We start from the raw sequence: 14,093 nt of genomic DNA on the forward strand, positions 1-14,093 counted from the left end.
GACATGCGGCGCGCTCAGACGAGGCCGTCCGCGATGTCGCGCTTCACCAGGGCCGGGTCGCGCTCGGCCGGATCGCCCATGCCGCCGCCGCCTGGCAGCAGAAGGCGCAGGCGCTTGCCCCGGGGGATGACCTGAAAGCCCTTGGTGCGCAGCAAGGTGCCATCGGTCAGGCCTACCCAGCCCGGCGCACCGTCCCCGCCGCCATCGCGCCCGCGGGGCGGATGGGCCACGCGGTCGAAGATGGCGTTCACGGCGAATTCGGCATCGTTCTTGGCGCCGATCTCCATAACCTGCCCCAGCCCGCCCCGCATGCGGCCCGCGCCGCCGGAGCCCGGCCGCAGTTCCTTCTTCCAGAAGATCACGGGGGCGACGTTCTCCGTCGCCTCCACCGGCATGGTGCGAACGCCCGAGGGGAAGGCGGTGCCGTCCAGCCCATCCTGCCCTGGTCGTGCGCCGGTGCCGCCGGAGTTGAAGGTGATGACCTCGAAATCCGGCAGTTCCGCATCGGCGCCGCTCACCTGCCCGCCGCCGCGCAGGGGCGGGTTCCAGAGGCAGGAGGAACCCTCCGCCGTCACCCGTTCCGGCACGGCCTGGTGCAGGCAGCCCATCATCAGGTCCGGTAGCAACTGCCCGACGACATGGCGTACCGCCACGGGGAAGGGCCGCGGCGCGTTGAGGATGCAGCCCTCCGGGATGTCCATGCGAAAGGGCAGCAGCGAGGCCCAGTTGTTCGGCACCTCGGGCGCAACCACGCATTTGATGCCGAAGCAGGCATAGGCGCGGGTATAGGCTGCCGGCACGTTGATGCCGCGCCCCGAGAGCCCGGAGGTGCCGGCATAGTCCACCGCGATATGGTCTTCCGCAATGGTCATGCGCGCCTTGAGCGTGACCGGTGCCTCATAGCCGTCCGAGCTGATCTGGGCCGCGTATTCGCCAGGCGGCAGCCTCGCGATCTCGGCCAGCGTTGCGCGGGAGGAGGCCTCGAAGATGGATTCCGCCAGTTCGTCCAGGCTGTCCATCGCGAACTCGTCCATCATCTCGACGAGCCGCCGCGCGCCCGCGTCGTTGCAGGCGCAGAGGGAATAGACATCGCCCTCCAGCTCCGCCGGCGTGCGGGTGCCGGCGCGCAGGATGTCGAAGAAGGTCTCGTTCGCGCGCCCCTGGTCGAAGCACTTCACGATGGGAATGTAGAGGCCTTCCTCGAAGACCGAGCGGCCCTCGGGGCCCATGCCGAGGCCGCCGACATCGATCACATGGGCGGTGTTGGCGAAGAGGCCGACGATCCTGCCGTTGCGGAAGGCGGGCGTGACCACGGTGAGGTCGTGCAGGTGCCCGGTGCCGAGCCAGGGATCATTGGTGATGTAGTGATCGCCCGGCTTCATTCCCTCGGCCGGGAATTTGGCAAGGAAGTGGCCGACGGATTCCATCATGGAATTCACATGGCCGGGCGTGCCCGTCACCGCCTGGGCCAGCATGCGGCCGCGCAGGTCGAAGATGCCGGCGGAAAGATCGCCTGCCTCGCGCACCGTGGTGCTGAAGGCGGTGCGGATCATGATCTGCGCCTGCTCCTCCACCACGGCAATCAGGCGGTTCCACTGGATCTGCCGCTGGATGGCGGCCAATGCCTCAGGGGCGTCAGTCATCGCGTCAGCTCCAGATAGCCCAGCCCATCCATGCGGCAGGTCCAGCCCGGGCCTACCAGGGTGCTTGTCTCCGCCTCGGCCACGATGCAGGGGCCGGAGACCGTCGCGCCCGGGGCCAAGGCTTCGCGGTCATAGACAGGCCATTCCGAAACCTCGCCCTTGGCCGTGTCACGCACGGCCTGGCGGCGGATCGGCGCGGGACCGGGCGCGGGCTCCACCTCGGCCATGGGTTCCGGCATGTCCACCTCGGTCGCGACCGTCACGGCGAAGGAGAGGATCTCCACATCGCTGCCGGGCACGGGGCGGTCGTAGAAGGTCGCGTATTCGCGGTCATAGGCGGCGCGCACGGCCGCCACATCCCCCGCATCCAGTGCCTTGACCGGCAGTTCCACGGCAATCTCATGGCCCTGGCCGACATAGCGCATATAGGCGATGCGCCGCTCCACCAGCCCCGCCCCGAAGGCGCCATCGGCCACCACGCGCCGCGCCTCGGCCGACATCTCGGCGAGCAAAGCATTCACTGCCCCGACATCGAAGGTCCGGAAGCGCTGGTAGAGGCTGCGCACCACCTCGTAGCCCACCGGCGCACGCAGGAAGCCGATGGCCGAGCCGACCCCCGCGCCGGAGGGCACGAGCAGCCGGTTCACGCCGATCTTCTCCGCCACGCGGTAGCCATGCACGGGCCCGCCGCCGCCGAAGGCGATCACGGCGCGCCCGTCATAGCCCTTCCCGCTCTCGATCGCATGGACGCGGGCCGCGTTGGCCATGTTCTCGTCCACGACCTCGACGACGCCGAGCGCGGCCATGGGCGGCTCAAGACCCAACCCGCCCAGCGCCCCCGCCATGGCATCGGCGGAATTGGCCGGGTGCAGCGCCAGGCTGCCGCCCGCGAAGCTGGCCGGGTCATAGCGGCCGAGAAGCAGGTTCGCATCCGTCACGGCCGGCTTCGTGCCGCCGCGCCCGTAGCAGGCCGGCCCGGGATCGGCACCCGCGCTTTCCGGCCCCACCTGAATGCGCCCGAGCGCATCGACGGAAGCGATGGAGCCGCCGCCCGCGCCGATCTCCACCATCTCGATCACCGGGATGCGCAGCGGCAGGCCGGAGCCCTTCTTGAACCGCCCTATCCGCGCCACCTCGAAGGTCCGGGCGGTCTGCGGGGCGAAATCGTCGATGAGGCAGACCTTCGCCGTGGTGCCGCCCATGTCGAAGGAGAGCACGCGGTCCCAGCCCTTCTGGCGCGCGACGAAGGCGGAGAAGATGGCGCCTCCCGCCGGTCCGCTCTCCACCAGCCGGATGGGGAAGCGGGCGGCGGTCTCCAGCGTGGTGAGCCCGCCGCCGGACAGCATGAGGTAGAGCGGGCAGGAAAAGCCAGCCCCGGCCAGACCGGCCTTCAGCCGGTGCAGGTAGCCCATCATCAGCGGCTGCACATAGGCATTGGCGGCCGTGGTGGAGAAGCGCTCCCACTCGCGCATCTCCGGGCTCACCTCGGAGGAGAGGGAGACCGGAAGGTCCGGCCATTCCTCCCGCACGATCTCGGCGGCCCGGCGCTCATGCACCGGGTTCACGAAGGCATGGAGGAATCCGATGGCGAGGCTTTCAATGCCCTCGGCCCGCATGAAGCGTACGCCATCGCGCACCGCGCCTTCGTCGAGGGGCAGAAGGACCCTGCCCTCGTTGTCCAGCCGCTCCGGCACCGGCAGCCGCCAGCGGCGGGGCACGAGCGGCTGCGGCAGGGTGATGTTCAGGTCGTACTGGTCGTAGCGGCTCTCATTGCCAAGGGCGAGAACGTCGCGGAACCCTTCGGTGGTCAGCAGCGCCGTCCTCGCGCCCTTGCGCTCGATGACGGCGTTGGTGGCCAGCGTCGTGCCATGGATGAACAGCGCGACGTCCGAGGGCGCCTTTCCAGCCTTGTCGAGCACCACGCGGATGCCATCCAGCACGCCCTGCTCGGGTGCGGCCGGCGTGGTGAGCACCTTCGCCGTCCAGCGCTCGAACCCGCCTTTGTTGTCGGCGCGCTCCAGCGCCAGGTCCGTGAAGGTGCCGCCGATATCGGCGGCCAGCCGCAAACCCGTCATGCGCTCAGAAGCCCCCCGTCAGAAGCCACGGACCACGCCGCCATCGACGCGCATGATGGTGCCGGTGATGTAGGAGCCGGCCTCGGAGGCAAGGAAGGCCGCGGCCTTGCCGAACTCTTCCGGCGTGCCGTAGCGGCGCATCGGGATGGTCTTCTCGCGGTCCGCGATCACCTGCTCCGGCGTCTTGCCCTGCTTGGAAGCGGCGGCGCCCGCCAGCTCGATGCTGCGATCGGTGCGGATCGCGCCGGGGGCGATGATGTTCACCGTCACGCCATCCGGGCCCACCTCATCGGCCAGGGTCTTCGCCCAGCCCACGATATTGGCGCGCAGCACGTTCGAAAGCGCCAGGTTCGGCAGGGGCTGAACCATGCCCGTGCTGCCCACGGCGATGATACGCCCATAGCCCTGGGCGCGCATGCCCGGCAGAAGCTTGTTGGCGATCCGCACCGGGGAGAGGACGATGCGGCGGAACCAGGTCTCCAGCGCCTCCTCGGTCAGGTCCGAGGCCGTGCCGGCAGGCGGGCCGCCATGGTTCAGCACCAGGATGTCCACCCCGCCCAGGGCCTTCACGGCGCCCTCGGCCAGGGAATCCATGTCCTCGCCCTTGGCCACATCGGCCGAGAAGGCGTGGGCGGCGGTGGCGCCCATCCCCTTCAGCGCCTCGCAGACGGGCTGCAGGCGCTCCACCTCACGGCCGGAAATCGCCAGCGCCGCACCATCGGCCGCCAGCGCCTCGGCGATCGCCCGGCCCAGGCCCTTCGAGGCGCCCATCACCAGCGCCCTCTTACCACGCAGCCCGAGTTCCATCGCACGTCCTCCAAGAATCAGCGGCCGGGGACCGTGAACCGCCCCTCCCGCCCTGGCAAGATCGGGCCCGCGCTTCCCCGTTTGGCAAGCCGCGCCGGGCCGGGCATCCTGGCTTCCATGCCACGCCCGACCCTTCTCCAGACCCGTCTCCTCCCCCCGGCCGTCGAGGCCCGCGCTGCCCGGGACTATGCCGTCCGGCGGCCGGAAGGCCCGGACCGCACCCTGGATTCGGCAGCCCTGCTGGCCGCGGCCCAGGGCTGCGACGGCATTCTCTGCGCCGCCGGGGATGCACTGGATGCCGCGACCATCGCCCAGCTGCCCGGGAGCGTGAGGGTCATCGCCACCTTCAGCGTCGGCACGGACCATATCGACCTGGAGGCGGCGCGGTCGCGCGGCATCGCCGTGACGAACACGCCGGATGTGCTGAGCGTGGCCACCGCCGAGATCGCGATGCTGCTCATCCTGATGTGCGCGCGCAGGGCGGGCGAGGCGGAGCGCCTTCTCCGGGCCCGGGAATGGACGGGCTGGGCGCCGACCCAGTTGATGGGCGTGACGCTGGAGGGCAAGCGCCTCGGCATCCTCGGGATGGGCCGGATCGGGCAGGAACTGGCCCGCATGGCCCGCGGGATGGGCATGGTGGTCCATTACCGAAACCGCACCCGCCTGGCGCCGCAGGAGGAAGGCGGCGCCATCTTCCACGGCGATGACGAGGCGTTCCTGGCCGCCTGCGACGTGCTGTCAATGCATATCCCCGGGGGCGCGGCGACCAAGGGCTGGCTGAACGCCGCCCGCATCGCCGCCCTGCCCCGCGGCGCCATCGTGGTGAACACGGGCCGCGGCACCACGGTGGATGACGAGGCCTTGTGCGAGGCCCTTCACTCCGGCCATCTCCGCGCCGCGGGGCTCGACGTCTTCACCGGCGAGCCGAACATCTTCGAGGGCTATTACGCCGCCCCGAACGTCACGCTGCTGCCCCATCTTGGCAGCGCCACGATCGAGACGCGGGATGCCATGGGTTTCCGCTGCCTCGAAAACCTGGACGCCGTGCTGGTCCATGGCACCCAGCCGCCCCATCGCGTGGCCTGAGGACATCCCGATGCTGTTCGATTTCGAGGCGCTGCCGAAGAAGGACCGGTACAAGCTGGTCGTCTCCAGCATCGTGCCGCGGCCGATCGCCTGGATGGTCACGCAGGACGCCCAGGGACGCACCAATGCCGCGCCCTTTTCCTTCTTCAACGTGTTCAGCAATGACCCCGTCGTGGTCGGGATCGGCGTCGGCGCCCGCGGAATGGGCGGCGAGGAGACGACCGATTACAAGGACACGATGGCCAATATCGAGGCCACGGGCGAATTCACCGTCTGCATGGTGAGCGAGGATACGGCGGAGGCGATGAACATCACCGCCGCCGACTACCCGCCAGGGGTGGACGAGTTGCAGATGGCCGGCCTGACCACCGCCCCCTCGGCCAAGATCAGGGTGCCGCGCATCGCCGAGAGCCCGGTGGCGCTGGAGTGCAGGATCTGGCAGGTGGTGCCCATCGGCACGCACCGGCTGGTGCTGGGCGAGGTGCTGGCAATTCACATCCGTGACGACTGCATGCTGGACCCCCAGCGCCTCTATGTGGATACGCCGAAGCTGGGGCTGGTCGGGCGCATGCACGGGTCCGGCTGGTATGCCCGGACCACCGACCGCTTCGACCTTCCGCGGGTGACGCCGGAACAGGTGGCGGCTCGCGCCAGGGGCGGTTAGGGCCGCCCCTGGTCTCCCGGCCTGCCCCGGTGCCGCGCTGGCCGGCGGGGGCCGGCCTGTGCTAGTTTTGTTCCATGCAGATCTATCTCGCCGGCCCCGAGGTCTTCCTGCCGGACGCAAAGGCCCTGGGCGAGGCCAAGCGTGCCATCTGCGCCCGGCACGGTGCCACCGGCATCTTTCCACTCGATCCCGTCCACTGCCCCGAGGCCGATGCCTGCGCGGAGCCCTGGCTGTCCATCTACCTCCGCAACGAGGCCCATATCCGCCGGGCCGACGCGCTGATCGCCAACCTAACCCCCTTCCGCAGCCCCTCCGCGGATGCCGGGACGGTCTATGAACTGGGCTTCATGCGCGCCCTGGGCCGCCCTATCGCCGCCTATGCCAACAGTGTCACCCCCTTCACCGAGCGAACCCGCGCCTTCCTGGGGAATGCCGCCCGCCAGCGCCCGGACGGCGAGTGGGAGGATTCCGAAGGCCTGCAGCTCGAGTCCTTCGGCCTGCATGACAACCTGATGATCGATGGCGGCATCCGAGCCGCCGGGGGAGTGCTGGTGCGCCAGGCCGTCCCAGAGGCCGAGCGCTGGCGAAATCTCGACGCTTTCGAGGAAGCCTTGCGCGCTGTCATGAAATCGTCCTGACCCGGCTTGCCGACCCGGCCGGCACCCCGTATATCCCGCCGCCGCGGGACAGGTGGCCGAGTGGTCGAAGGCGCGCGCCTGGAAAGTGCGTATAGGTCAAAAGCCTATCGTGGGTTCGAATCCCACCCTGTCCGCCAGCGATGCACCTCAACTATTTGAAGTTATTATCCGTTTCCTGCACCCAGGAGAAGCATCTCGGCCGCGATGCCCGTGCCCGGCACTGGCAAGTTGAGGGTCAGTGGCCGGGCCGACCTAGTCGGTGCAATCTGACGAGATGACGTGAGACCCCGCCACCGATCCTGGAAACGGCTTTCAGGCAGAGATCATCAGCCACGCGGTCTGGCTCTATCATGTGTTCAGCCTGAGTGTGAGGGACGTTGCGCTGATCCTGGCGGAGCGGGGCATCACCGTCACGCACGAGAGCATCCGGAGCTGGTGCCGCAAGTTCGGCCCGGAATTCGCCCGCAGGCTTTAGCGTCGCCGGGCGAAGCCGGGCGCCCCCTGGCACTAAGATGAGGTGTTCCTGCGCATCAAATGGCGAGCTGCATTACCTCTGGCGAGCAGTGGCCAGCACGGCGTGGTGCTCGACATCCTCTTTCAGGACCGGCGGAACGGAAGTGCGCCAGGCGGTTCGTCAAGCTTTTGCTTGCGGGCCTCCAGTACCGACCGCTCCGGCTCGTCACGGACCGGCTGAAGAGCTACGGCGTGGCGAGGCGCGAGATCCTGCCCGATGTCCGGCATCGGAGCAGCCGGCACCTGAACAACCGGGCTGAGAACTCGCATCGACCTACCCGCCGTCGAGAACGGCAGGTGCAGCGCTTCAAGTCGGCCGAGCAGGCACAGCAGTTCCTCTCGGCGCACAGCGTGACCTATGGCCACTTCCGTCCGCGCCGGCATCTGATCACAGCCGGCGAGTACCGGCGCGCCAGGGCCAAGGCCTTCCAGATCTGGCGGCAGGAAACTCGCGCCCAACTGGCCCCCTGATGCTGCTGCCGCTTCGCCCACGCAGCCAAGCTTGCCCTTGCGGCGAACAACTTGCCAATGCGCGACAGCGCCAGCCGGCGTGCGACGGTAGTTCCGGCGCGGGAGCTGGCAGAACCACCCAGGATAGGTGGCAGGATCTGACGCCATTCCGTGAGCCTGCCCTGGCTCTGATCATTCCGGCCACTGCCCGCCAGCTCGCCAATACCCCAGCTGTGTCGGAGGGCGCTATCCGTTCCCTGTCTCGTCGAGCCATCCCCGCGCCGCGCCGAAGCGCACGATCTCCGCCCGCGTCCGCAATCCAAGCTTCTCGGCCCCACGCGCCTTGTAGGTCTCGGCTGTCTTGACGCTCAAAGCCAGCTGCCCCGCGATCTCCTTGTTGCTGAAGCCCTGGGCTGTGAGGCGCAGCACCTCCAGCTCCCGCACGCTGAGGGCTGCCTCGTCAGGTGCGGAGCGCGCATCGGCCAACGCGGCGGGCATTGCCTTCTCCGCGACGGCCGGGTCGAGGTAAAGGCCACCCGCCGCGACGGCGCGCACCGCCCGCGGCAGGTCCTCCGCCGCCGAACGCTTGAGAAGGTAGCCCCGCGCGCCGGCCGCGAGCATCGGGCCGACATAGGCGCGGTCCTCGTGGACCGTCAGCGCCAGCACTCGAACAGTCGGACACTCCGCTGTCAGCTGCCGGGTCAGCTCCAGACCGTTCATCCCCGGCATCGAGAGGTCCACCACCGCGACGTCCGGACCTGCGGAGCGGATCACGTTGAGCGCCTCGCTCCCGCTCGTCGCCTCGCCGACAAGTTCCACCTCCGGCAGCGTCAGCAGCAGGGCACGGATGCCTGCCAGAACGATCGGATGGTCGTCCGCAACGACAACGCGGATCGCGGGTGTCACGCCCGGCCCACGGCGATGAGGCCGACACGGAGGACCGTGCCCCGGCCCGGCACCCGGAGTGTGACCAAACCGCTGAAGAGGTCCACCCGTTCGCGCTGTCCGATCGGTCCACAGCGGCGAATCCCCGCCTTCAAGGAGTGACAGGGAGCGGACCTGCCTGAGGCCGAGGCGACCATCATCCGGCAAACCCTGGGACGTCTGGGTGTCGCGCCGGGAAACCTGTGCGCCGGTTCACTGGCCCGCATCGTGCCTACCATACCCCAGGACGCCCCGGTCGGCCCGGCGCTCGCATTGGCCAAGCACCGCGTGCCTCGTCCAGGCGCATTCTCGACGGGAGTCATTGCCTGCACAGCAACACAGAAGCCGCCCCAACGAGAGCACCGATTTCGCTCCCCTCACCCGATTATGATGCGCGTTGGTTCTTCAACCTACTCCGGAGGCCACGCAGGCTTTCTGCCCTTCAAGCGCCCCCGCCACGCAGCGGGAGCGTGAGAGAAAGCGTGGTCCCTCGTCCTGCCTTCGATGCGAGGGACAGGGTTCCACCCGCGAGCGCGACACGTTCCCTAAGGCCGGCAAGCCCGAGGCGCGGGCGGTGCGGCGGCCCCTCTCCGGCCGCCGCCTCCGGGTCGAACCCGCGCCCGTCATCCTCCACGGCCAAGCGTAGCGCGCCGTCGCGAAGTTCGAGCAGGATGCTCACCGCCCGCGCCCCGGCGTGGCGCAGGATATTGGTGAGCGCCTCCTGGATCACCCGATAGGCCACCGTCTCGATGTCCGGTGGGAGCCGCTTCCCCTCCAGGCCCTTCGCCCGCACATCCACCGCGATGCCGTGATTCGCCTGCCAGTCCACCACGAAGGATCCGACGGCATCGGTGAGACCAACGTCGTCGAGGGCCGTCGGGCGCAGGGCTGCGGCCGTCCGGTGCAGGTCCCGCCCAATCTCCGCCACGATGTCCCGAAGCCGCCGTATCGCGGCCCGCTGGTCCCCGGCGTCGTTGCCCCCGGCTTGGTAGGACCGCTCCAGGGCACCGAGGCCTAGGGACAGGCCGGTAACGGCCTGGCCAATCCCGTCATGGAGGTCGCGGGCGATCTGGCCGCGCACCTTCTCCTCCGCATCGGCGAGGCGCCGGCGCAGCCCGGCCCGCTCCGCCTCGGCCCGCTTCTGCGGGCTGATGTCCGCGAGGACTCCGCGAATGGCGCCGGGCTCACCCTCGGCGGGGTCACCGTAACGCCCGCGGGCGCGAAGCCACCGCGCCTCGCCTGATGGGAGTACGGCTCGGAATTCGAGGTCGATCGGCTCGTTCGCTTCCAGGCACCGCCGCGCGGCGGCCTTCAAGACCGCGCGGTCATGGCGGTGAACGCGCGCGAGGAGCGCTGCGGCAGGGTAGTCCCGCTCCCCCGCAGGCGGCCCCGCGAGGCCCAGGAGCTCCCGGCTGCGCGGCGACCCGGTGAGCACGTCACGCGCCGCATCGAACTGCCAGGCTCCCAACTCGGCCGCTTCCAGCGCGAGACGCTCTCGCTCCTCGCTCGCCCGCAGCGCGAGGTCGGCGAGGCGTTCCCGCTCGTCGCGCCGGCGCGCAAGATCGCGGGAGACGGCCGCGGAGAGCCCCGTCGCCACCGCCAGCGATAGGAGCACGACCGCGCCGAGCACAAGCAGCGAACGCGATACAGGCGTGTCGAGCGCATCCGCGGGCATGCCGAAATGCACCGACCATCCCCCCGTTCCCGGGATGATGCTGTAGGCTGTCTCGACCTCCACGCCTTCCAGCGTGCGCCCGCGATACCAGCCGTGGCTCTGCTGGCTGGCGACCACGGCCCGGACCGACGTGGAAGCCGGGCGGCCGAACTCGAATCGTTCCGCAAGCGTGCGGGCGAGGATGTCTCCCCTGGCATCCACGACGACGCCGACCCAGTCCGCGGGGCTTCCGGCTTCGCGCAGCACCGCACTGATCGCGGCCGGGGCAAGCGCGACGGTGAGGACGAGCCGCACGGCACCGTCCCGCACGACCGGAACGCGCAGGGGAACGAGGCGGCGGCCTGAAACCGGACCGACCGGACCGATGCCGCCAACCGTTGCCTCTCCCCGCAGCGCTGCCTCGAAGCTCGGCTCGTCGGCCGTCGGCCCGAGCGCTTCTCCCGGCGGGCGGAGAAGGTTCAGGATCTGCTGCCCGGAGGGGGCCGTCAATTCCACCGTATACCACAGCGGCTGGACGGTCTGGACGCGCTCGGCCTCCGTCCTGAACGCCCCGAGATCATCGCCGTCGAGCGCTGTCGAGGCGGCGAGCGTCTTGGCTACCCCGAGCTGGGAGTGGATTTCCTTCGAGACCCGGCCGGCGACCCGTTCGACCGTTGCCGCGGCGGCTTCGCGGGCGGCGCCACGTTCCCGCTCCGCCGTTTCGTATCCGACCCACGCTCCGAAGAGCAGGATGGGAATCGCGGCCGCGAGCAGGAGGGCGGCAAGCGGATGCCGCGTCGCCTCCGGCCCGAGGCGCGCCCAGCGCGTGACCGGCGCTGCGCCGGGGCGGCCATCGGTGGCGGCGTGGGCACGGAACACGGTGGCGGAGCTCCTGCGAACCGGGTTCTTCCCCTCATGCGCGGTCGGTACACCCGTATGACCGGTGGATGGGGCGCTTGTCCAATTTCCGCATGTAGATCGCTCGGACCGTCAAGGCTTGCCAGGGTTTACCTGACACAGGCGCGGTCAACCCCGACTGCAAGAGGTCGGCCACGAGAACCAGATTAGCCTCCATGCTTCGAGGGAGCGATGCGGAGGAGGCCGGACATGCACGTCGCTCCATTCAGCGGCACCGTCGCGCACGACGCTTTCCTCCTGGCGATCGGGAGAAGGTGCCACGCAGGTCATCGTGCTGGGAAAGGTGCCGGAACACCCGAAGCGCTCTGACCCGTCCTCGCCCGGACGGGTCACGCGGTGGACCGCGCCCCGATGCCGCCGCCGGATAGGTCCGGGAGCGGAAGAGCGCGACCGCCGTGCTCGTGGCCCTCGACCATGTGGGTCGCCGCCATCCTGAAAAGGTAGCGCGGCCACCCGAAGCCGCCCGACGGAAACCGTCCCCGTCGTGCCGGACCGCGCAAGAGCAGGACGGATCGAACGACAGAGAAGGCACAATCCAGATGAACACGCTCCACCCCGTGCACAGCCCCCGCCTAGCCTCGAACTCCAGCCTCCCCCGCGACGCCGGAAGGAATTGCCTGACGCGCATGCTGGCGGCCACGGCGATGCTCGCCGCCTCCATGGCTATCGCGCCTCCCGTCCTGGCCCAGCAAAGCCAGAGCCAGTCCAGCCAGGCTTCCCCCGCCCAGAGCAGCAACCAGAGCGGCGGCCAGAGCAGCAGCCAGGGCACCAGCCAGGGCAGCCAGATGCCCGCCCAGCAGCGGCTCCGCCAGCAGCTCACCCAGGCCGGCTTCACGGACGTGCAGATCATCGACGCCGCTTACCTCGTCCAGGCCAAGACGCAGGACGGCAACACGGTCGTCATGATGATCAATCCGCCCGGCCCCGCTGGGCAGAACTCCGGAACCATGGGCTCGAACTCCCAGAACTCCAGCGGGCAGCGCTCCGGCTCCGGCTCCACCTCCGGCAGCAGCCAGTCCGGTTCCGGCAGCAGCAGCCGCTAGGGCAGCAACGCTCCCCTTCCGCAAACCAGCCCCTGAACGGGGCAGCGAGGACAGAATCATGCAGAAGCTTCTATCCACCACCGCGCTCGCCGCCGTGCTCGCGCTCGGCGTCGCCCCCGCGGCAATGGCCCAGAGCCAGCAGGCGAGCCAACCCGCGAGCGGCCAGTCCCAGCAGCCCCAGTCCCAGCAGCCACAGCTCCAGCAGGCGGAACAAGCCCTGAGGCAGGCTCAGCAGGGGCTCTCGGGCAGCGCCCAGGGTAACCAGCAGCAGACCCTGCAGCAGGCCCGGCAGGCGGTGAGCCAGGGCCAGCAGGCGCTCGGGCAGGTGCCGACGGGCATGCAGGGCCAGGAGGCCTACAGGAAGGCGCAGCAGCAGCTCTCCGAAGCCCAGAGGGCTGTGCAGGGCGACCAGCCCGACCGCCAGAAGGCCGCGACCGAGCTGCGCGAGGCCGCCGATGCCGTAGCCTCCCTCCACGGTGGGATGAACAGCGCCAATGCCTCGTCGGGCGACGCATCCGGCGCGCGCATCGCGGTTCAGCAGCAGGCGCCGCAGGTGACGGTGCAGCAGCCTGCCCCGCAGGTGACGGTACAACAGCCGCAGCCGCGGATCACCGTGCAGCAGCCGCCGCCCCAGGTGACGGTGCAGCAGCCGCAGCCGCAGGTCACCGTCCAACAGGCTCAGCCGCAGGTGCATGTGCAGCAGCAGGGCCAGCCGCAGGTCACCGTGCAGCGCCAGGGTGAGCCCCAGGTGACGGTGCAGCAGCAGGGTCAGCAACAATCGTCCAATCAGGGCAACACAAGCACCACCACGGACCGGCGGCAGAGCGCGGCGGACCAGCAGGCGACCGCAACGAATGCGGGTGTCCCGCTTACCCGGGTGCAGTCCCTGATCGGTACCAACGTCGTCGGTGCGGACGGCAAGGACACAGGCGAGGTGCAGAACCTGCTGATCGACAGCAAGGGCCAGGTCCGTGCCGCAATCATCCAGTGGGGTGGCTTTCTCGGCCTCGGCGAGAGCAGCGCAGCCGTGCCCATCGAGCGCATCCAGCTCGGCGCTTCAGGTAACGAGCGCGCCCGGCTGAACATGACCAAGGAGGAATTGGAGCGACTGCCGCGCTACGAGCCGGGCAACGTTGCCACCTACGGCCGCGAGCAGGGTTGGGGCGACGTCCGCCCCTACAGCTGATCCCCGGGGAGCGCCGTGCAGCGCACCCGCTCCCCGTCACTCCTCGAACAATCCAGTACGCGAGGCAGCACGCGTTGCCGCCTCGCGCCTTCGGCGAACGAACAACCATCTGAAGAGGAACACGGTCATGCGCAACAACCTGCTCACTGCCGCAGCGCTTGCAGCGATCATCGCCAACCCCGGCATCGTTCTCGCTCAATCCAGCCAGTCCGGATCGAACCAGTCCGGTTCCAGCCAATCCGGGTCTAGCCAGTCCGGGTCGAACCAGTCCGGGTCGAACCAGTCCGGGTCGAGCCAGTCCGGGTCGGGCCAGTCCGGGTCGAGCCAGTCCGGGTCGAGCCAGTCCGGGTCGAACCAGTCCGGGTCGAACCAGTCCGGGTCGAACCAGTCCGGGTCGAACCAGTCAGGGCAGAACCAGGACGCCTTCCGCCGGGCTCAGACGTCCGGCAGCCCTGCGGTGCCGAACAGTGACGCCGAGTACAGCCGGGCGAT

At 69.6% G+C, this 14,093-nt stretch carries 11 protein-coding genes, 1 tRNA gene and 1 pseudogene; 8 read left to right on the forward strand and 5 right to left on the reverse strand.

All coding sequences use genetic code 11. From position 1 onward, the window contains the following. Positions 1-14: 14 nt before the first annotated feature. The 3 genes from J8J14_RS10725 to J8J14_RS10735 are packed head-to-tail and all read right to left on the reverse strand — an operon-like array spanning position 15 to position 4,525. Complete coding sequence (locus J8J14_RS10725; RefSeq protein ID WP_209379489.1) at positions 15-1,643, reverse strand: hydantoinase B/oxoprolinase family protein; 1,629 nt, start codon at positions 1,641-1,643, stop codon at positions 15-17. Continuing rightward, positions 1,640-3,718, reverse strand: a complete 2,079-nt coding sequence (locus J8J14_RS10730; RefSeq protein WP_209379490.1) for a hydantoinase/oxoprolinase family protein — start codon at positions 3,716-3,718, stop codon at positions 1,640-1,642. The genes J8J14_RS10725 and J8J14_RS10730 overlap by 4 nt, the downstream gene beginning before the upstream one ends. Positions 3,719-3,736: 18 nt before the next feature. Continuing rightward, positions 3,737-4,525 (reverse strand): SDR family oxidoreductase, encoded by a 789-nt coding sequence (locus J8J14_RS10735; protein ID WP_209379491.1) that lies wholly within the window; start codon positions 4,523-4,525, stop codon positions 3,737-3,739. A 117-nt stretch (positions 4,526-4,642) separates the two neighbouring features. Here J8J14_RS10735 and J8J14_RS10740 point away from each other — a divergent pair, with 117 nt between their 5' ends. The 5 genes and pseudogenes from J8J14_RS10740 to J8J14_RS10760 all read left to right on the forward strand — a co-directional run bounded on the left by J8J14_RS10740 (position 4,643) and on the right by J8J14_RS10760 (position 7,897). Then, the gene (locus J8J14_RS10740; RefSeq protein WP_209379492.1) at positions 4,643-5,611 is read left to right on the forward strand and encodes a 2-hydroxyacid dehydrogenase; all 969 of its coding nucleotides are present in this window, start codon (positions 4,643-4,645) and stop codon (positions 5,609-5,611) included. A 10-nt stretch (positions 5,612-5,621) separates the two neighbouring features. Then, positions 5,622-6,275 carry a flavin reductase family protein gene (locus J8J14_RS10745; protein ID WP_209379493.1) on the forward strand — a complete coding sequence of 218 codons (654 nt, stop codon included), beginning with the start codon at positions 5,622-5,624 and terminating at the stop codon, positions 6,273-6,275. A 74-nt stretch (positions 6,276-6,349) separates the two neighbouring features. Further along, entirely contained in the window at positions 6,350-6,913 is a 564-nt protein-coding gene (locus J8J14_RS10750; protein WP_209379494.1) for a nucleoside 2-deoxyribosyltransferase, read from the forward strand. 46 nt (positions 6,914-6,959) lie between these two features. Next, positions 6,960-7,050: transfer RNA gene (locus J8J14_RS10755), tRNA-Ser, on the forward strand. A 185-nt stretch (positions 7,051-7,235) separates the two neighbouring features. Continuing rightward, a pseudogene (locus J8J14_RS10760) lies at positions 7,236-7,897 on the forward strand (IS6 family transposase). Positions 7,898-8,122: 225 nt separating this feature from the next. Here the strand turns inward: J8J14_RS10760 and J8J14_RS10765 are convergent. Together J8J14_RS10765 and J8J14_RS25610 are read right to left on the reverse strand one after the other, a co-directional pair. Beyond that, entirely contained in the window at positions 8,123-8,782 is a 660-nt protein-coding gene (locus J8J14_RS10765) for a response regulator transcription factor (RefSeq protein ID WP_209379495.1), read from the reverse strand. Between the two features lie 460 nt (positions 8,783-9,242). Further along, a complete protein-coding gene (locus J8J14_RS25610) occupies positions 9,243-11,333 on the reverse strand; it encodes a sensor histidine kinase (RefSeq protein ID WP_209379496.1) in 2,091 nt (696 codons plus the stop codon). A 665-nt stretch (positions 11,334-11,998) separates the two neighbouring features. Here J8J14_RS25610 and J8J14_RS10775 point away from each other — a divergent pair. From J8J14_RS10775 to J8J14_RS10785, 3 genes are all read left to right on the forward strand, one after another. Next, positions 11,999-12,415 (forward strand): hypothetical protein, encoded by a 417-nt coding sequence (locus J8J14_RS10775; protein ID WP_209379497.1) that lies wholly within the window; start codon positions 11,999-12,001, stop codon positions 12,413-12,415. A 58-nt stretch (positions 12,416-12,473) separates the two neighbouring features. Then, complete coding sequence (locus tag J8J14_RS10780) at positions 12,474-13,601, forward strand: PRC-barrel domain-containing protein (protein ID WP_209379498.1); 1,128 nt, start codon at positions 12,474-12,476, stop codon at positions 13,599-13,601. Positions 13,602-13,728: 127 nt separating this feature from the next. Next, positions 13,729-14,093, forward strand: a 365-nt coding sequence (locus J8J14_RS10785) for a hypothetical protein (RefSeq protein ID WP_209379499.1), incomplete at its 3' end; no start/stop codon positions are given.

Source organism: Pararoseomonas baculiformis (assembly GCF_017813395.1).
In the GTDB taxonomy this organism is placed as follows: domain Bacteria; phylum Pseudomonadota; class Alphaproteobacteria; order Acetobacterales; family Acetobacteraceae; genus Roseomonas; species Roseomonas baculiformis.

Excerpts from the sequence above, each read along its gene's own strand:
- J8J14_RS10725 (WP_209379489.1), bottom strand. The coding sequence starts at position 1,643 with ATGACTGACGCCCCTGAGGCATTGGCCGCCATCCAGCGGCAGATCCAG.
- J8J14_RS10730 (WP_209379490.1), bottom strand. The coding sequence starts at position 3,718 with ATGACGGGTTTGCGGCTGGCCGCCGATATCGGCGGCACCTTCACGGAC.
- J8J14_RS10735 (WP_209379491.1), bottom strand. The coding sequence starts at position 4,525 with ATGGAACTCGGGCTGCGTGGTAAGAGGGCGCTGGTGATGGGCGCCTCG.
- J8J14_RS10740 (WP_209379492.1), top strand. The coding sequence starts at position 4,643 with ATGCCACGCCCGACCCTTCTCCAGACCCGTCTCCTCCCCCCGGCCGTC.
- J8J14_RS10745 (WP_209379493.1), top strand. The coding sequence starts at position 5,622 with ATGCTGTTCGATTTCGAGGCGCTGCCGAAGAAGGACCGGTACAAGCTG.
- J8J14_RS10750 (WP_209379494.1), top strand. The coding sequence starts at position 6,350 with ATGCAGATCTATCTCGCCGGCCCCGAGGTCTTCCTGCCGGACGCAAAG.
- J8J14_RS10775 (WP_209379497.1), top strand. The coding sequence starts at position 11,999 with ATGCTGGCGGCCACGGCGATGCTCGCCGCCTCCATGGCTATCGCGCCT.
- J8J14_RS10780 (WP_209379498.1), top strand. The coding sequence starts at position 12,474 with ATGCAGAAGCTTCTATCCACCACCGCGCTCGCCGCCGTGCTCGCGCTC.